Source organism: Arthrobacter sp. NtRootA1 (genome assembly GCF_019976975.1).
GTDB classification, from domain to species: domain Bacteria; phylum Actinomycetota; class Actinomycetes; order Actinomycetales; family Micrococcaceae; genus Arthrobacter; species Arthrobacter aromaticivorans.
The window spans coordinates 4311497-4328568 of sequence record NZ_AP024630.1; the positions used below are offsets into that span (position 1 = coordinate 4311497).

The 17072-nt window shown below is 62.0% G+C and carries 17 protein-coding genes; 7 read left to right on the top strand and 10 right to left on the bottom strand.

All coding sequences use genetic code 11. From position 1 onward, the window contains the following. Positions 1-37: 37 nt before the first annotated feature. Together paaZ and LDN90_RS19585 are read right to left on the bottom strand one after the other, a co-directional pair. Positions 38-2137 (bottom strand): phenylacetic acid degradation bifunctional protein PaaZ, encoded by a 2100-nt coding sequence (paaZ, locus tag LDN90_RS19580; protein WP_223946783.1) that lies wholly within the window; start codon positions 2135-2137, stop codon positions 38-40. A 214-nt stretch (positions 2138-2351) separates the two neighbouring features. Then, positions 2352-3056 (bottom strand): tyrosine-protein phosphatase, encoded by a 705-nt coding sequence (locus LDN90_RS19585; RefSeq protein WP_223946784.1) that lies wholly within the window; start codon positions 3054-3056, stop codon positions 2352-2354. A gap of 243 nt (positions 3057-3299) precedes the next feature. Here LDN90_RS19585 and LDN90_RS19590 point away from each other — a divergent pair, with 243 nt between their 5' ends. From LDN90_RS19590 to LDN90_RS19620, 7 genes are all read left to right on the top strand, one after another. Further along, entirely contained in the window at positions 3300-4322 is a 1023-nt protein-coding gene (locus LDN90_RS19590; RefSeq protein ID WP_216926874.1) for a LacI family DNA-binding transcriptional regulator, read from the top strand. A 115-nt stretch (positions 4323-4437) separates the two neighbouring features. Next, complete coding sequence (locus LDN90_RS19595; RefSeq protein WP_216926873.1) at positions 4438-5676, top strand: extracellular solute-binding protein; 1239 nt, start codon at positions 4438-4440, stop codon at positions 5674-5676. Between the two features lie 10 nt (positions 5677-5686). Continuing rightward, the gene (locus LDN90_RS19600; protein ID WP_216926872.1) at positions 5687-6688 is read left to right on the top strand and encodes a sugar ABC transporter permease; all 1002 of its coding nucleotides are present in this window, start codon (positions 5687-5689) and stop codon (positions 6686-6688) included. Positions 6689-6695: 7 nt separating this feature from the next. Next, a complete protein-coding gene (locus LDN90_RS19605) occupies positions 6696-7559 on the top strand; it encodes a carbohydrate ABC transporter permease (RefSeq protein ID WP_223946785.1) in 864 nt (287 codons plus the stop codon). Positions 7560-7585: 26 nt separating this feature from the next. Next, positions 7586-8362, top strand: a complete 777-nt coding sequence (locus LDN90_RS19610; protein WP_223946786.1) for a ThuA domain-containing protein — start codon at positions 7586-7588, stop codon at positions 8360-8362. After that, complete coding sequence (locus LDN90_RS19615) at positions 8359-9507, top strand: Gfo/Idh/MocA family oxidoreductase (protein ID WP_223946787.1); 1149 nt, start codon at positions 8359-8361, stop codon at positions 9505-9507. Before LDN90_RS19610 ends, LDN90_RS19615 begins: the two co-directional genes overlap by 4 nt. A gap of 20 nt (positions 9508-9527) precedes the next feature. Continuing rightward, a complete protein-coding gene (locus LDN90_RS19620) occupies positions 9528-10682 on the top strand; it encodes a Gfo/Idh/MocA family oxidoreductase (RefSeq protein ID WP_223949334.1) in 1155 nt (384 codons plus the stop codon). Between the two features lie 88 nt (positions 10683-10770). Here LDN90_RS19620 and LDN90_RS19625 read toward each other — a convergent pair whose 3' ends face one another. The 8 genes from LDN90_RS19625 to LDN90_RS19660 form a co-directional block, all read right to left on the bottom strand. Further along, the gene (locus tag LDN90_RS19625; protein WP_223946788.1) at positions 10771-11673 is read right to left on the bottom strand and encodes an SGNH/GDSL hydrolase family protein; all 903 of its coding nucleotides are present in this window, start codon (positions 11671-11673) and stop codon (positions 10771-10773) included. A 147-nt stretch (positions 11674-11820) separates the two neighbouring features. Next, positions 11821-12201 (bottom strand): hypothetical protein, encoded by a 381-nt coding sequence (locus LDN90_RS19630; RefSeq protein ID WP_223946789.1) that lies wholly within the window; start codon positions 12199-12201, stop codon positions 11821-11823. 87 nt (positions 12202-12288) lie between these two features. Beyond that, positions 12289-12885, bottom strand: a complete 597-nt coding sequence (locus tag LDN90_RS19635; RefSeq protein WP_223946790.1) for a GNAT family protein — start codon at positions 12883-12885, stop codon at positions 12289-12291. Between the two features lie 22 nt (positions 12886-12907). Next, on the bottom strand, positions 12908-13771 hold the full coding sequence (locus LDN90_RS19640) for a 3-hydroxyacyl-CoA dehydrogenase family protein (protein WP_223946791.1): 864 nt from the start codon (positions 13769-13771) through the stop codon (positions 12908-12910). Continuing rightward, positions 13768-14565, bottom strand: a complete 798-nt coding sequence (locus tag LDN90_RS19645) for an enoyl-CoA hydratase/isomerase family protein (protein ID WP_223946792.1) — start codon at positions 14563-14565, stop codon at positions 13768-13770. The genes LDN90_RS19640 and LDN90_RS19645 overlap by 4 nt, the downstream gene beginning before the upstream one ends. Continuing rightward, complete coding sequence (locus tag LDN90_RS19650) at positions 14566-15792, bottom strand: acetyl-CoA C-acyltransferase (RefSeq protein WP_223946793.1); 1227 nt, start codon at positions 15790-15792, stop codon at positions 14566-14568. A gap of 130 nt (positions 15793-15922) precedes the next feature. Next, positions 15923-16579, bottom strand: a complete 657-nt coding sequence (locus LDN90_RS19655) for a pentapeptide repeat-containing protein (RefSeq protein ID WP_223946794.1) — start codon at positions 16577-16579, stop codon at positions 15923-15925. Next, a complete protein-coding gene (locus LDN90_RS19660) occupies positions 16579-17037 on the bottom strand; it encodes an SRPBCC family protein (protein ID WP_223946795.1) in 459 nt (152 codons plus the stop codon). The genes LDN90_RS19655 and LDN90_RS19660 overlap by 1 nt, the downstream gene beginning before the upstream one ends. Positions 17038-17072: the final 35 nt, after the last annotated feature.

Here is a 17072-nt window from a genome sequence, read left to right on the forward strand (position 1 = left end):
GGGCCGCAAGTGACCCCGCGTTGCTTCTAAGTTGGGGTTACTTTTCCACGAGGGTCAGGACGTCGTACGTTGCTACGATTTCATCGTTCTGGTTGGTGAGCACGGCGTCCCAGGCAACCTCGCCGTATTCGTCAGTCTCGCGGGGAGTGATCTTCTTCGCGGTCAACGTGACGCGGATGGAGTCGCCGGCAGCCACTGGGGTGATGAAGCGCAGGTTCTCCAGGCCGTAGTTGGCCAGAACGGGACCCGGCGCGGGCTCAACGAACAACCCGGCAGCCCAGCTCAGGAGCAGGTAGCCATGCGCGACGATGCCCGGGAAGAACGGGTTGGCCTCGGCTGCTTCCTGGTTGGTGTGGGCGTAGAACGTATCGCCCGTGGAGTTGGCGAAGGCCGTGATGTCCTCGAGGGTCACCTGGCGCAGATCGGAACGAACGGCGTCGCCGATCCTCAGCGTCGAGAGGTGCTTCCGGAAAGGGTGCTCGCCTTCGGTTTCCACCGTGAAGTTGCGGTCGGCGCCCGTGTGCCATTGACCGGTGACGGCGGTGAGCATGTTCGGCGAGCCCTGGATGGCAGTGCGCTGCATGTGGTGCAGGACCGAGCGGATACCGCCCAATTCTTCGCCGCCACCTGCGCGGCCGGGACCGCCGTGGACCAGGTGCGGTACGGGCGAGCCGTGGCCGGTGGAGGAACGGGCGTCCTCGCGGTTGAGCATGTGGACGCGACCGTGATGCGCTGCGATTCCGAGTACCAGCTGCTGTGCCACGGAAGGATCGTTGGTGCACACGGACGCCACCAACGAGCCCGAGCCCTTGGCAGCGAGGCGGATGGCGTCGGCGAGATCCGAGTATCCGATCACCGAGGAGACGGGGCCGAAAGCTTCAAGCGAGTGGACTTCTTCGGCTTCCGCGTCGGCCCAGCTGAGGAGCACAGGAGACATGAACGCTCCGTCCTCCACGACCCCCACTGTGCCGCCAACCGAGGTGACCGACGGCGAATCGAGGGATCCGTACGCAAGCTCACCACCGGCGTCGAGCATTGACTGAACGGCCGCACGAACGTCCGCGAGCTGCTCCAGCGAAGCCAACGCGCCCATGGTGACGCCCTCGGCACGAGGATCACCAACCACCACGCGCTCGTTGATGCGCGCTCCGATGGCTGCGGCGACCTCGGAGGTGAGTTCCTTGGGGACGAGCACGCGGCGGATGGCGGTGCACTTCTGGCCGGCTTTGACGGTCATTTCGGTGACGACAGCCCGGACAAACGCGTCGAACTCCGGAGTGCCGGGAACGGCGTCGGGGCCAAGGATCGCGGCGTTCAGCGAGTCGGTTTCGCACGTGAAACGGACGCCACCCTGGACCACGTTGCGATGGCCCTTCAAGGAGTTGGCAGTAGACGCCGAGCCCGTGAAGGAGACGAGGTCGCGGTAATCCAGTTCGTCCAGGATGGTCCGGGCAGACCCGGAAATCAGCTGAAGGGAGCCCGCGGGCAGGATGCCGGACTCGACGATCGCCTTGACGGCGGCAGCTGCAACGTAACCCGTCGGCGTGGCCGGCTTGACGATGGTTGGAACGCCGGCCAGGAAGGCGGGCGCGAACTTCTCCAACATGCCCCAGACCGGGAAATTGAAGGCGTTGATCTGGACCGCAACACCAGGAATACGCGTGTAGATGTGCTCACCGGCGAATGATCCGTCCTTGGACAGCACCTCCATTGGGCCGTCCACCACAACCTGCGAGTTGGGCAGTTCACGGCGCCCCTTGGATCCGAAGGTGAAGAGCACACCGATGCCGCCGTCGATGTCGATCATGTTGTCGATCTTGGTGGCGCCGGACTGCGACGAGGACTCATACAGCTCTTCACGCTGGCCGTTGAGGTACATGGCAAGCTCTTTGAGCCTGAGCGCGCGCTGGTGGAAAGTCAGCTTGCCAAGTTCCGCTTGGCCCGTGGTGCGGCCATGATTTACGACGGCGGCAAAGTCCAGTCCGTCGGTGCTGACGTTGGCCAGGACTTCTCCGGTGCTGGCATCACGGACCGGGACGGTTTTGGCATCAGGAGCGGGCGTCCACCAGGCATCCTGGACATAGCTGGGGACGGTTGCAACGGCTGTGGTTTCCGGGGCGACTGCGGTAGTGGTCATCGTCGACGGGTCCTTCCAAGGCACGTGAAATCGGCTCGGTCATTGGGTCTGCGGGACCGCAAACATTACTGACCGGCCGTTCGGTAATATATACAGGGTACATGAATGCCCGGAGGAGTACAGCAGCAATTTTCGCGACGCTCTCTCACATACCGCCCCATTTGGGCCATCGTTCTCTCACATACCGCCCGGTTCGGGCCATCCTTCTCTCACATCACCGCAGCTTGGCGCGGATCGCCGCCACTTCTGCGTCCGTGACTCCATTCCGCGCCAGGAACGATTCGACATCCAGCGAACCCAAGAATGTCCGCACGCCCGCACGTTTGTGCTCCAACCAGGCCTCAAACTCATCGTCCGAAAGGTAGGGATCGTGCGCATGCGGTGCCCCGTGGGTTCGGTGCCGTTCATTAATCCCCCGGGCCGCAAGTTCGTAGCCGCGCAGGATTTCGTCATCACCTATACCGGCTAAACGTTGCAACATGAGTGCGATCACCCCGCTGCGATCCCTGCCGGCCGAGCAGTGAATCACAACCTTGCCAGGCGCGGCCGCGATGGCTTTGAAGACCGCCGCAACCTTTCCCGCAAACAGCCTCACATAGTCGCCATACTGTGCCGGATCCTTCAGATACGGGCCGAAGAGCTCGCCGAAATGGCTATGGCCAGGGTCCTCCGTGGGGCAATGTACGACGTCGATCCGAGCCTTCACGTCGTCCGGCACCTCGGGATCGGTGTCGCGTTGCCGCCGCTCGCCCGAGGCGCGCAGATCGATGACAGTGCGGACGCCGTCGTCGTACATTTGGCGCCAGCCGACTTCGGTAACCCACTCGTGGCGACCCATCCTGTACACGTCCCCCGCGATCCGCCAAGCGTTCACAGCGCCATCCCAGTGGACGCCTAACTGCGGAGCTGTCCCATCCATAGGAGCCAGCTAAGCACATTCGTCCGCAGTGATGTGAGAGAAGAACCGCCCAAAAGCCGCTGGACGTGAGAGAGGAACCGCCCAAAAGCCGGTGGATGTGAGAGAGGGACGGATTGGTGGTATTGCGCGGCGCAAGTGACTCATGTCATACTCGTTCTCGATGCGCATCGACGATACGTATCGACGATTGGCAGAAGCCGTCAAAAAGTACCCCTTCAGCAGAGAGCGCAAGGAGGCCAGGACATGCCCACCAGCAAGGACGTTGCCCAGGCCGCCGGCGTTGCGCAGAGCACGGTTTCCTATGTTCTTAGCGGCAAGCGACCCATCTCCGAGAAGACGCGGAAAAAGGTAGAGGACGCCATCCAGCAGCTGACCTACCAGCCAAATGCCGGAGCCCGCGCGCTTGCCAGTCGCCGGACTCGCGTGATCGGCCTCGTCATCCCGTTCATCCCGGAGCTGCACATGGCATCGATCATGGAGTTCGTCTCCGTGATCGCCAACACCGCCCGCCTCTATGACCACGACATCCTGCTGGTCACCGAGGACGAGGGCGCACCGGGGCTGCAGCGTGTTGTGGGACAGCAAATCTGCGACGGCCTGATCCTTATGCAAGTGGAAGGCGACGACGAACGCCTCCCGGTAGTCCGCAGCCTTCACGTTCCAGTGGTGCTGATCGGCATCCCGCATGATCCTTCCGGGTTGGTTTGCATTGATGCCGACTTTGAAATGGCCGGCGAACAGTGCGTGCAGGACCTGGCAGCCGCTGGCCACACCGTAATCTCCGTCCTGGATTGGCAGCCGGAAGTGGTCGACCGCCACGTGAACTACGTGGAGCGCTTCATGTCCGGCACCAACAAGGCCGCGGAGACCCTCGGCGTAAAAGTGCTGCACCTGCCCGGCGGAACTGATCGCGAGGTTATCGGCGAATCCGTGGACAAAGCCTTGGCGGAGACCACTGGAGTACCTGCCTTTATCGCTCCGGACGGCACCGTTCAGGACGTTCTTCGACGCGTCCTCACCAGCCGCGGCCTGACGCCCGGTACGGATGTCTCTGTCATCGGTAGTGCCTCCCCCACCCTGGCTGAGCTACAGCCCATCCCACTTTCCACCATTGACCTCCGCCCGGCCGAAGTATCCCGCCGTGCGGTGAAGATTATTTGCGATCTCCTCGAAGCCGAGAACCAGGGACCAACCGAATCCCTGGAATTGGTACCCACGGTCATTACGCACCGTGCCAGCACGCTCCGTCCACCCCACGGCAGCTAAACCCTCTCAAAGCACCCTGCATTACAGTTTCCGAATTTATCGATACGCATCGTCGATACGCATCGATAATCACACCCAGAAAATCGATAATCACACCCAGAAAAAGGAACAGACAATGAAGTCAGCACAAAGGACAACCCGTCGTCCTCTTGCCCTCGCCGTCGCTGCATTGGTCGGCCTTCCCTTGGCCCTCTCAGCCTGCGGGACCTCCACTGCGGCTTCGTCGTCGGAGGCTGTCACGGAAATCTCCGTGATGGACTACTACAACAACGAGCCGGATAAGTCCTTCATCGGCGACGCCCTGACCAAGTGCGGCACCCAGGCAGGTGTCACCATCAAGCGGGAGACCGTCCCAGGCAAGTCCCTGATCTCCAAGGTGCTCCAGCAGTCCTCCTCCAAGACGCTTCCGGACGTGCTCATGCTGGATAATCCGGACCTGCAGCAGATTGCCGCCACCGGCGCGTTGGCTCCCTTGTCAGACTTCAAGATCAGCACTGACAACTTTGCCGAGGGCGTGCTGAGCGCGGGCACCTACAAGGACAAGGTGTACGGCCTGGCTCCAACCGTGAACACCATTGCCCTGTTCTACAACAAGGACATCCTGGACAAGGCTGGAGTAACCCCGCCCACCACCTGGGACGAACTGAAGGCAGCAGCCGCCAAGCTCACCGCCGGCGAGCAGTACGGACTCGCGTTCAATGCCAACCCCACGTATGAAGGCACCTGGCAGTTCCTCCCGGTCATGTGGTCCAACGGCGGTGACGAGAAGAAGATCGACACCAAGGAGACCGAGCAGGCACTCCAGCTCTGGACCGACCTGGTAAAGAGCGGCTCCGTCTCTTCCTCGGCCCTGAACTGGACCCAGGCCGATGTCAAGGACCAGTTCATGGCCGGCAAAGCAGCCATGATGGTCAACGGCCCTTGGCAGATCCCGGCCCTGGATAAGCAGCCCACTCTGCAGTACGGCGTGGTCAAGATCCCCGTCCGTGAAGCCGGCCAGACGTCCGTTGCCCCGCTGGGCGGCGAAGTATGGACAGTCCCTCAAACCGGAAACAAGGCACGCCAGGCCAAGGCCGCGGAAGTGATTGCCTGCCTGAACAGCGACGAGAACCAGATGTCCATGGCCAAGGTCCGTAACACCATTCCTTCCAAGACCACGTTGGCGGAGAAGTTCGCGGCCGAAAACCCCAAGCTCGCTACGTTCACTGAGCTGATCAAGACCGCCCGTGCCCGCACCGGCGAGCTCGGTGCAGATTGGCCGGCCCAGGCAACCAAGATCTACACCGCTATCCAGACAGCCCTGACCGGTAACGCCTCTCCGGCCGATGCCCTCAAGCAAGCGCAAGGCCAGTAAGCAGCGAACCATGTCATTGACAACAGATTTGTCGCAAACAGCGGCTCCTTCCAGCGGAAAGGCCAGCCGCAAGCACGGCCGTCCGGCTGGCCCGCCTACAGAGGCGCAAGCACCACGACGGCGCACCCGCCAACGCCGCGAGCGCATCTTCCAGTGGCTCTTCTTGGTTCCTGCCGTGGTCTACATGGCGTTGTTCTTTGGCTACCCGGTGGTCAAGAACGTCGTCATGAGTTTCCAGGACTACACCACGGCTACCTTCTTCACCGGAGAAGCCCCATGGGTAGGGCTGGCCAACTACGTAACTGTATTGTCGTCGTCGTTGTTTTCCACCTCGCTGCTGAACACCGCACTGTTCACGATAGGTTCCATCCTGGGCCAGTTCGTGATCGGGCTGGCGTTGGCGATCTTCTTCCAGCGCAAGTTCCCGCTCAACGGAATCCTGCGGTCGCTGCTACTGCTGCCTTGGTTACTGCCGCTGATCGTTTCGAGTGCCGTGTGGCGTTGGATCCTGGACAAGGACAGCGGAGCCCTCAACCGTTTCCTGGGCGATCTGGGCGTCATCAACACTGGTGTTCCGTGGCTGACCAGTACCTCGTTGGCTTTGATCGCAGTGGTGGGCGTGAACATCTGGATTGGCATCCCGTTCAATCTGACCATCCTCTATGGCGGCCTGCAGGAGATCCCGGACGAGCTTTACGAGGCCGGGTCCCTGGATGGCGCCACGGGTTGGAAGGCGTTCCGGCACATCACGTGGCCGATGCTCCGTCCCGTGGTGAGCGTGGTGTTGGTGCTCGGCGTCGTCTACACCCTCAAAGTGCTGGACATCATCCTGGGCCTGACCAACGGTGGCCCGGCGAACTCGACCCAGACCATCGCCACCCAGTCCTACGATCTCTCCTTCCACGAATTCAAATTCGGCGAAGGCGCGGCCCTGGGCAACGTGCTGGTGATCATTTCCCTGGTGTTCGCAGTGTTGTACCTGCGGGCAAGCCGACGCGCTGTGGATGAGTGAGGAAACCATGACAACCGTACTGAAAGCACCCACACTCCGGCCCAGCAGGGCAAATGCACCGGCAAGCAACCGCAAGAACTGGGGCTACACTGCGCTGGCTATCTTCTTCCTGGCCATCATGCTGTTCCCGGTCTACTGGATGATCAACGCCTCCCTGCAGCCAAACGGCACTACCTTGGAAACCTCGTGGCTGCCCTTGAAGCCCGATTTCACAGGCTATGCCACAGCCATCACAGAGCAAGCCCGGAACCTTGGCACCAGCCTGATCATCTCCCTGGGCAGCGTGGCATTGAGCCTGGCAATCGCAGCACCGGCGGCCTACGCGCTGGCCTACTTCAAGGTCCGCGGCGCAGGCATTGTCCTCTTCGCCATCCTGATCAGCCAGATGATCCCGGGCATCGTGGTGGCCAACGCCCTGTACACGGCATACAACGACCTCGGACTGCTCAACTCCATTCCAGGCCTGATCCTCGCGGACTCGGCTCACGGAATTCCCTTTGCCATCCTCATCATCCGGGCGTTCATGAACGGTATGCCGGCATCCGTGATCGAGGCAGCGCGGGTGGATGGGGCGGGGCACGTCCGGGCGTTCTGGTCGATCGTGATTCCGCTGAGCCGGAACTCGTTGATCACCGCAGGACTCTTTACGTTCCTGTTCGCCTGGAGCGACTTCCTGTTCGCCCTGACCTTGACCACCACGGAAGCGGTCCGTCCCGTCACCCTGGGCATCTTCCAGTACATCGGCGCCTACGTGAACGACTGGAGTTCAGTGATGGCGACGGCGGTACTCGCCTCGATCCCGGCCATCGTCCTGTTGGTCGCGGCCCAAAAATACATCGCCGCGGGCACCACCGGCGGCGCGGTCAAGTAGACCGTCACTCATCAGAAGGAAAAATCATGCCTGAAACAAGCAAGCCCATTCGCGTCACCGTCTGGAGCGAAAACCGGCACGAGAAGCGGGACGAACTCGTGGCTCGCCTGTACCCGGAAGGAATGCACGGCGCCGTCAAGGCGGGCATCGAGGAGAACCTGGGTTCCGCCGTCGAGGTCCGCACCGCGACACTGGACGAACCCGAGCATGGCCTCACCGAGGAAGTCCTCGCCAACACCGACGTCCTCACTTGGTGGGGACACATGTCCCACGCCGATGTTGAGGACGAAATCGTGGAGCGCGTCCACCGCCACGTTCTCGCGGGCATGGGCCTGATTGTGCTCCACTCCGGGCACTGGTCCAAGATCTTCACCAAGCTCATGGGCACCACCTGCACCCTGCGCTGGCGCTCGGAACATGACCGCGAGCTCGTGTGGACAGTTGAACCGACCCACCCCATTGCCAAGGGCGTGCCGCACCCCATCGTGATCCCTGAGCAGGAAATGTACGGCGAATTTTTTGACATCCCCACGCCGGAGGAACTGGTGTTCATCAGCTCGTTCAGCGGAGGCGAAGTCTTCCGTTCGGGCTGCACGTTCCGGCGCGGACACGGCAAGATCTTCTTCTTCAGCCCCGGCGACCAGGACTACCCCGTCTATCACCACAAAGACATCCGCCGGGTCATCGCCAACGCCGTGGAGTGGGCCGTCACAGACCGTCCCGAGCGCGCCGTCCCAGAGCTGCTCCGCTATGAAACCAACGACTTCTTCAACGGCAAGAGCTACCAAGGAGCAAACGCGTGAGCACACCTTTCGCCACAATCCCCGACGACGGCACTCCCCTTCGCGTCGTCGTGGTCGGCGCTGGGGGCATGGGCCGCGCCTGGCTTCGAACCGTTGAGTCGTCACCATTGGTTGAGCTTGCAGGCATCGTGGACCTGGACCTTGCCACGGCCTCTGAAGCGGCAGCCTCGCTGGGCCGTCCCGACCTTCCGGTAGGTGCCGGTACAGCGTCACTGGCCTCCGACGTCGGAGCCCAAGCGGTCATCAACGTCACGGTTCCTGCCGCGCATCATCCGGTCACTACCGAGGCGCTTGCTGCGGGCCTGCCGGTCCTTGGCGAAAAGCCCGTGGCCTCCACCGTGGCTCAAGGGCTTTCTTTGGCAGCGGCTGCTGAGCTTCACGGCCAGCTGTTCATGGTCAGTCAATCCCGGCGCTACAACCGGCAGCTCTTTGAAGCCAAGCGGCTGTCCGGGTCCTTGGGTGCTGTGGGCATTGTCTCTGCCGAGTTCTTCAAGGCGCCCCACTTTGGCGGCTTCCGCGATGCCATGGACCATCCCCTGCTGTTGGACATGGCGATCCATCAATTCGACATGGCCCGGTTCCTGCTGGACGCCGATCCCGTCTCTGTTTTCTGCGAGGAGTACAACCCCTCGTGGAGTTGGTATCGCGGTGATGCCGGGGCCACGGCCGTGTTCGAAATGACCGGCGGCGAGCGCTTCGTGTTCAACGGAAGCTGGTGCAGCCCGGGCCAGGAAACCTCATGGAACGCCTCGTGGCGGATCAGCGGCGAGCACGGCACGGTCTTGTGGGATGGCGATAATGAACCTGTTTCCTCGGCAGCCATTCCCTTGGGATCCGACGCTCCGGATCCGGGCCAGGAAATCGCCGGCTCCCTGCGCGACTTTGTATCCGCGGTCCGCACGGGAAGCACCCCAATGGGCCAGGTGCACCAAAACATCATGAGCCTTGCCATGGTGGAGTCGGCCATACTGAGTGCCTCGACCGGGGCCAGGGCTTCCGTAGACGCACTGCTTGAGGACTCGTACCAGCAAGCACTCCTTGCCGAGCGGGACCCCGCCGTGTTGGAGGTCTTGAAGTCCTGGACCTCGGTTCGCAGTGCGCTTTCGGGAGGCAGTGCGCTTGCGGGGGAAGGCATTCGGCGGTGACGCGGAAGCTGCGGGTAGGCATGGTGGGCTACTCCTTCATGGGCGCCGTCCACTCGCATGCCTGGCGAACGGCGCCACGCTTCTTCGATCTCCCATTTGCGCCCGAGCTGACGGCGCTGGCTGGCAGAAATGCTGCCGGCGTTCAGGTAGCCGCGGACAAGTTCGGTTGGGATTCCGTGGAGACGGATTGGCGTCGCCTGATCGAGCGCGATGACATTGACCTGATCGATATCTGTTCCCCCGGAGACACGCACGCCGAGATTGCGATTGCCGCCCTGGAAGCCGGCAAACACGTACTCTGCGAGAAGCCCTTGGCCAACAGTGTGGCTGAGGCCGAGAAGATGACCGCTGTCGCATCCTCGGCTGCCGAGCGGGGCGTGTACTCGATGTGCGGTTTCACGTATCGGCGAACTCCCGCACTGGCCCTGGCAAAGCGGATGGTGGACGACGGCCGGTTGGGCGAACTCCGACACGTCAGGGCCCAGTATCTCCAGGACTGGTTGTCCGACGCAGACGCTCCGCTGACGTGGCGGCTGGACAAGTCAAAGTCCGGCTCTGGTTCGCTGGGTGATATCGGTGCCCACAGTATCGACGCCGCCCAGTGGATCACCGGGTCCAGCATCACAGGGGTTTCGGCCCTCATGGAGACGTTCGTGAAGGAGCGGCCGATCGGCGGTGACTTCATAGGGCTCGGTGGGCATGGTGGTACCGACGGTCCGCGCGGTCCAGTAACGGTAGACGACGCAGCGATCTTCACGGCACGTTTCGGCGGAAAGACATCCGACGGCGGCCCGATCGGCGTGTTCGAGGCGACGCGGTTTGCCTTGGGACGGAAGAACGCCATGCGGCTGGAACTCAATGGCACGCTCGGATCGTTGGCTTTCGACTTCGAGGACATGAATTCGCTGTCCTTCTACGATGCCGCCCACGAGGACGCCGGTTTCCGGCGGATCATCGTGACGGAACCATCGCACCCCTACGTCGGAAACTGGTGGCCCACCGGACATGGCCTGGGCTATGAGCACGGATTCACGCATCAGGTGGTGGACCTCGTTAACGCCATCAGCGCCGGGGAGCAGCCCGCGCCGTCGTTCTCCGATGCCTTGCAGGTACAGAAGGTGCTGGCGGCAGTGGAGGCCAGCGCCGAGGCTGAGAGCCGTTGGCAGAAGGTGTGAGCGTGCAGCCGGCTTGCATGAACGTTGTGAACCCGCTGTTTCGTTGTTGGGCAACAACGAAACAGCGGGTTCGCAACGTCCTAGTGGTCTAACGCTTGGCGAGCTGCGCAGGTTTGACGGCGGACAGTAGGGCTGCGGCGTAGGCAAGATGCCCTGCCTCGTTCGGATGGAAGTTGGCGTCGGGCAGCCGATCAAACGGGGGTACGGGCGCCAGGATCATCACAAGCCACGGATCTGCAGAATTCGCTGCATGCCCGAGGAACTTCTTGGTGACATCGATGAACTTGGCGTTGGTCCGGCTGTCAGCCACCGCCTTGGCAATTGTCGCGTTGAGGGCATCGACGGCCAGATTCACCTGGGATTGGTTCGCCGGTGGGATCACCGGGAGACCATTGGCGGGATCAAAAAGCCGAGGATAGCCCATGACAGTGAGGGTCGCCTCCGGAGCCGAGGCTCGGATGTTTTGATAGATGATCTCAAGTCCGGACTCAATCACGGGAAGATTGGCGATGATCCCGCTTACGGTGCCCTCACAAAGCTGTGTGTCCGGCGTCGAGCAGTTCTGCAAAGCGAGCAAACTGCCGGCGTCTACGGCACCAGCGGTAATGCTCACCAACCCGGCATTCTGGAGCGCGGATTGCCCTGCACTGCTGGTGATCTGTTGAAATACGGACGGCGTCACTCCGTCATAAAAGGGTCCGGCCGGGAACAGGACGGCTCCGTGACAGGCCAAATTGGCCACTAGAGCGACCCGCCCTGTCTCGGCGACATCATCGACATAGCCCGGACTACTCTGCCAACAGGCTACCGGTGGACGGTACAAGTCCCCGGCACCGGTCCCCGCCGTATACGAATCACCGAGGGCCACATAATTGACAGGTGATGGCGGTGCGGCGGTCGCCGGACTGGCCGTGAATCCTAACGTGAGCGCCAAGGCGGCGAGTCCGCCTGCGAAAGCCAAGTTCCGGCGTCGTGCTCGATGAGTTGCCATGATGCTTCCCCTTCGTACAGCTGTTTGGGGCTCCGGTGGTCCGTCAAAAGGATCACTTTGCGGCTCGCCCACCCGTCGGCCGCGTCCGGGGCAATGTGTTGGCCAGATTACGCCCGGCAGCCAACGCGGTACAGACCCATGGCCAAGCTATTTTTGGGCGTTCACTTTCCGGCGGTAATTGATGTTTCCCGCGAGCGAGATTGTGCCGCCAATAAGCAGCGCGACGCCTATCAAGGGAAGGAGCGCCACAGCCTTCTTAGATGGTCCTTCCAAAGGAATCTCCAGCGTGCCGGCAACGTCATCAGGGTGGTAGGTGACATCGATGGAGTCGCCGATCCCGTACGCGCAGGGTTCATCGCTGGTCCCCGGAGGAGTTCGGTAAGTGGCACCATCGATCACGACGTCGGCTATAGGCTCGCAGAGGCCTTTTGTACTGATTTTTTGGTCAACCACGATTCCGTGCCCTGCCACAGTGCTCTCCCGCGGCGGTGCGTTATGGAAGAGGAGCAGCCAAAGAATTCCAAGCACGATTGCAATAATGGCCGTGCGAAGACTGAACCGGGGCCTGCGGGGTATTTCCTGGTTTGCCGGTAAGAGCGTCATCTTGTTGGCCAGCTACGCGCCGTACCTGGCCAGCCTGAACTCCAAGCCGTTCCGCACCGCTGGCCACTCGTGCTCCAGTATGGAGAACACAACGGTGTCGCGAAGCACTCCGTCCTTGGTGCGCGAGTGGTTCCGCAACACGCCGTCCTGCTTGGCGCCGAGGCGTGCGATCGCGTCGCGGGACTGGTGGTTGAGCCAGTGCGTGCGGAATTCGACGGCAGGGCAGCCCAGGGTTTCAAAGGCATACTGAAGAAGCAGCAGCTTCGAGTCGGGGTTGGTGCCTGTGCCGTGCACGGACGCTGCGTTCCAGGTGGAACCGATCTCCACGCGCGGGGTGGCTGCATCGATGTTCATGTACGTCGTCATTCCGATGACCTTGCCAGTGCTGTTGAGCCTGGTGGCGAAGGGCAGCATGGAACCTTGGCTTTGCAGGCCCAGCCTGCGCTCAATCTCGGCAGCCATGCCCTCCGGCGTGGGTACGGAGGTGTACCAGAGCTTCCAGAGCTCGCCGTCCTTGGCCGCCTCCACAAGGTCGTCGTGGTGATCTGGCCGCAAGGGCTCCAGTGTCACGAATTTGCCGGTCAGGGTTATGGGTTCAATCGAGGTCACCCGGTTAGCCTAACCGGTGTGGTCAGTCGTTCCAGTCGAAGAAGCCCTTGCCTGTTTTGCGGCCAAGCTCCCCGCGTGCCACCTTGTCCCTCAGGATTTGCGGCGGAGCGAAGCGGTCACCCAACGTGGAATGCAGGTACTCCGCGATGCCCAGACGAACATCCAAACCCACGATGTCGGTGGTCTTGAGCGGCCCCGTGGGGTGTTTGTACCCAAGTACCATGGCGGCGTCGATGTCCTCCGCTGATGCCACACCCTCCTCAACCATGCGCATTGCCTCCAAGGCAATAGCGACGCCCAGCCTTGAGGACGCAAAGCCGGGTGCGTCATTAACGACGACGGCGGTCTTGCCGAGTGCCTCGGTCCAGTTCTTCGCCGCTTGGGCGAGTTCGGGCGAGGTTTTTTTGGCCAGCACCACTTCGATGAGGGTGGAGGCGGGCACCGGGTTGAAGAAGTGCAGCCCGATGAAGTTGGCTGGCCTGCGAAGTTCATCCGCCAAGCCCGTCACGGACAAGGACGACGTGTTTGAGGCAAGGAATGCATCCGCGGAAAGGTGGTCCTCCACCGCTTTCAACGCAGCGACCTTGAGATCGTAATCCTCGGGCACAGCTTCTACCACCAGGCCGCAGTGGATGAAGGATTCGTAGTCTGTCGACGTGCTGAACCTGGCCATGGCTTCTTCAGGGGTTTCGCCCAGGGTGCCGCGGGCAGCGGACTTGGCCACCGCGTCTGCCACCCGGCCCTGCGCTCCGGCGGCTGCCTCATGATCCCTCTCCACCACGATCACGGTGGCCCCCTTGATCAGGAAAGCATGCGCGATTCCCGCCCCCATCCGGCCACCGCCAAGGACTCCAACAACGTGGGGAATCGCGGGAACTGCTGTCATTTCTGAATCCTGTCGTCGTTGGCAGTCGCGGATGAATTGCCTGTGTTCTTCTTGTCCAGGAAAGCCTGCATCCTGTCAAATTTGGCCTGGGATTCGAACAGAATCCCCTGGGCGAGGGTGTCGATCAGTGGGTGTGCTTCCGCTGGAGCGTGGAACACCGACTTGGTAATGCGGACAGCAAGGGGGTCCTGGCGGCCGATCCGGTCAGCCAGATTGTGCGCGGCCTCCATGAGCTCAGGGGCCTCGTGAATCTCGGTAATCAAGCTGATCCGTAGCGCTTCCTCGGCCCGCAACACAGCGCCGGCGAGGAGGATCTCCTTGGCTTTTGGTTCACCCACAAGCTCCTTGAGCCGCCAACTGGCACCGGCTGCAGCAAGGATTCCGAGTCCTGTTTCGGGGTTGCCGATCCGGACACTTGGGGTCCCGATGCGGAAATCTGCGGCATAGGCAAGCTCCGCACCGCCGCCCAGGCAATAGCCGTCCAAAGCTGCGATGACGGGCATCGGCAGCTTGGCGATGCGCATGAAGATAGTTGAGTTGATCCCCCGCAGTGCGTCATCGCGCCGGCGTTCCCGGAGTTGTCCAATGTCCGCGCCCGAGGCGAAGACACCGTCCGTGCCCGCGATGATCAGGACCTTGGGGTTGCGCTCCAGTTCGGCACAGACGAGGTGAAGCTCGTCCACCATGGCCTGGTCTATCGCGTTGCGTACTTCGGGACGATTAAGAAGAACAGTGAGCCTGTCGTCACGTTCCTCGAGGAGAAGGGTGCTGAAGTCTTTCTGGTTCAGTGCCATTTACACGCCTTCCAGCAGCATTGCCGTGCCCTGGCCCACGCCGATGCACATCGTGGCAAGGCCAAGCTTCGGTCCATTGTTGCTGGCAAGCTCCCGCTCCATGCGGCCCAGAAGGGTAATGGCCAGACGTGACCCGCTGGAACCCAGCGGGTGCCCCAAACTGATGGCACCGCCGTCGTTATTGACGATTCCCGGGTCCAGCCCCAGGCGCCGCATGCTGGCAAGGGACTGGGTGGCAAAAGCTTCGTTGAGTTCCACTGCGCCGAGCTGGTCCACGGTAAGGCCAGTGCGGGCAAGGACCTTCTGCGTTGCCGGGACAGGACCGATGCCCATGATTTCCGGCTCACAGCCCGCCGAAGCGCCATCGATGATGCGGGCGCGAGGCGTCAGGCCGAACTTCTTGATGGCTGCTTCGGAGGCGACGATGATCGCAGAGGCACCGTCATTGAGGCTGGAGGAGTTGCCCGCAGTGACGACGGAGCCACCCGGGACTACGGGCCGAAGCCCAGCCAGGACATCCATGGTGGTGCCTTCGCGGGGACCCTCATCGGTGTCCACCACGGTCTCGGATTTACGGGTCTTGACGGTGACCGGAACGATCTCATCCTTGAACCGGCCGCCTGCAATGGCTGCCAGCGCGAGCTCGTGCGAGCGGACAGCGAAAGCATCTGCATCCTCGCGGGAGATGTTGTCCACGCGGCCCACTTCCTCGGCCGTTTCAGGCATGGAGTAGGTCATCTTGCCGTCACGGGAGAGCTCGCCCTTGGTGAAGAGCGGGTTGACGAAGCGCCAACCGATGGACGTATCGAAGATCTGGCCCGGCTTGGCGAATGCAGTGGTGGGCTTCTCCTGGACCCAGGGTGCCCGGCTCATGGATTCGACGCCACCGGCCACCACGATGTCCGCGGCGCCGGACTTGATCATCTGGCTCGCCATGATGATGGCACTCAGGCCTGAGGCACAGAGCCTGTTAACAGTGATGCCCGGAATGTGGAGGGGAAGTCCTGCGAGGATGGTCGCCATGCGGGCCACGTTGCGGTTCTCCTCGCCAGCGCCGTTGGCATTGCCGAGGATTACCTCATCAATGGAGTCAGGATCGACGCCGGCACGCGCCACTGCCTCACGGACCACCAGCGCGGCGAGGTCGTCAGGACGGACGGAGGACAATGCCCCGCCGTAACGACCAACCGGCGTCCGTGCGCCGCCAACAAGAAAAGCCTCGACCATGAGAACATCCTTCGCGAAGTGAAAGGGACCGGCACGGAATAATATACCGACCGTTCGTTCTATAAAGATTACACGGCCTGCCGTCCGGGTCAACAGATGAAGTCATCTCCCCCGCAGCCCAGCCAGGGCCTCAGACCACCCGGATGCCCAAATGACCAGCCAGCAACGGGGCCATCAGACTCAACTGGTATTCGTCAATAACAACTCCGGCAAGCCCGGCCAAACCGTTGATCCCCCGGAATTCCGAGCTCCGCAGGTCCACGTCCTTGAGCTTGGCACCTGTGACGTCCAGGGTGCCGATGGTGCAGTTCTTCAACGACACCCGGGTACCGGTGCAGCCGCCCAGATCGAGCTCGTTGATGATGCAGTCGGAAATCTGGACATCCATCAACTTGGAACCGCGCAAGTTCACGTAGTCCAGCTTGCCGCCCTCGATCCGCACCGAACGCCACGTGCCCTCGTACAGCTCGGCTGACCCCCACCTCGGATTGCTGATCTCCACGTCCTGCCACGAAGTCCGTGCCGCAGTGAAGACTGGCGCATACGGCTCCGCAAGGATGCACTCCCGGAACGTGGCACCACGCAACTGGGCCTCATTGAACGAGACTCCCGTGAACTCACACTCAATGAAGTCAGCACCGCTCAGTTCCTCCCCATCGGCGGACACGCGGGTAAACCTGATGCCGTCATACCTTTCGCCACGCTGGAAGTCCGGGGCGTCGTCGTCGCGCAGTTCTTCCAACCGCACCGGCGAGATCTTGGGGGCCGCCACCTTTGCAGCCGCCATCAGAGGGATTCCGCCTTTGCAGCGATCTCGGCGAGGTCCTTGCTGAGGGCCTTTCGGGTAATACTCATGCCTATCTTCCCGAACAAGGCCATGGCGACCTTGCTCACGAGCGTGGGTTTAAGGACCTCGGCGCCGAATGTCAGCGTGAGGTCAGTGCCGCCGTCGCGCTCGTTCAGGCTGAAGCGGGTGGTGTAGTCGGCGCCGCCCTGAAGTGCTTTAACCGTGGTGCTGCGGGGCGGGTCGGTCTCTGACACCCACATCTCCACGGTTTCTTGCCGGCCCATCATGGTGCGGGTTTCCTTCCAGCGGGTGCCTTCCCCATAGGGACCCTCACTGAGCATCTGGATTGCGTTGATGCCCGAAAGGGTGCCGGCCGAGCCCGGAATGTCCGAGAGGACCGCCCAAACTTTCTCCGGGCTGGCGTTGATGTGCTGCGTCAGGGTGGTGGTGTGATCCATACATCGAGCCTAGACCGGGGCACTGACACTCCCAA

Bases quoted from the DNA above. Each gene is read 5' to 3' on its own strand.
- paaZ (WP_223946783.1), bottom strand. From the start codon at position 2,137: ATGACCACTACCGCAGTCGCCCCGGAAACCACAGCCGTTGCAACCGTC.
- LDN90_RS19585 (WP_223946784.1), bottom strand. From the start codon at position 3,056: ATGGATGGGACAGCTCCGCAGTTAGGCGTCCACTGGGATGGCGCTGTG.
- LDN90_RS19590 (WP_216926874.1), top strand. From the start codon at position 3,300: ATGCCCACCAGCAAGGACGTTGCCCAGGCCGCCGGCGTTGCGCAGAGC.
- LDN90_RS19595 (WP_216926873.1), top strand. From the start codon at position 4,438: ATGAAGTCAGCACAAAGGACAACCCGTCGTCCTCTTGCCCTCGCCGTC.
- LDN90_RS19600 (WP_216926872.1), top strand. From the start codon at position 5,687: ATGTCATTGACAACAGATTTGTCGCAAACAGCGGCTCCTTCCAGCGGA.
- LDN90_RS19605 (WP_223946785.1), top strand. From the start codon at position 6,696: ATGACAACCGTACTGAAAGCACCCACACTCCGGCCCAGCAGGGCAAAT.
- LDN90_RS19610 (WP_223946786.1), top strand. From the start codon at position 7,586: ATGCCTGAAACAAGCAAGCCCATTCGCGTCACCGTCTGGAGCGAAAAC.
- LDN90_RS19620 (WP_223949334.1), top strand. From the start codon at position 9,528: ATGGTGGGCTACTCCTTCATGGGCGCCGTCCACTCGCATGCCTGGCGA.
- LDN90_RS19625 (WP_223946788.1), bottom strand. From the start codon at position 11,673: ATGGCAACTCATCGAGCACGACGCCGGAACTTGGCTTTCGCAGGCGGA.
- LDN90_RS19640 (WP_223946791.1), bottom strand. From the start codon at position 13,771: ATGACAGCAGTTCCCGCGATTCCCCACGTTGTTGGAGTCCTTGGCGGT.
- LDN90_RS19645 (WP_223946792.1), bottom strand. From the start codon at position 14,565: ATGGCACTGAACCAGAAAGACTTCAGCACCCTTCTCCTCGAGGAACGT.
- LDN90_RS19650 (WP_223946793.1), bottom strand. From the start codon at position 15,792: ATGGTCGAGGCTTTTCTTGTTGGCGGCGCACGGACGCCGGTTGGTCGT.
- LDN90_RS19655 (WP_223946794.1), bottom strand. From the start codon at position 16,579: ATGGCGGCTGCAAAGGTGGCGGCCCCCAAGATCTCGCCGGTGCGGTTG.
- LDN90_RS19660 (WP_223946795.1), bottom strand. From the start codon at position 17,037: ATGGATCACACCACCACCCTGACGCAGCACATCAACGCCAGCCCGGAG.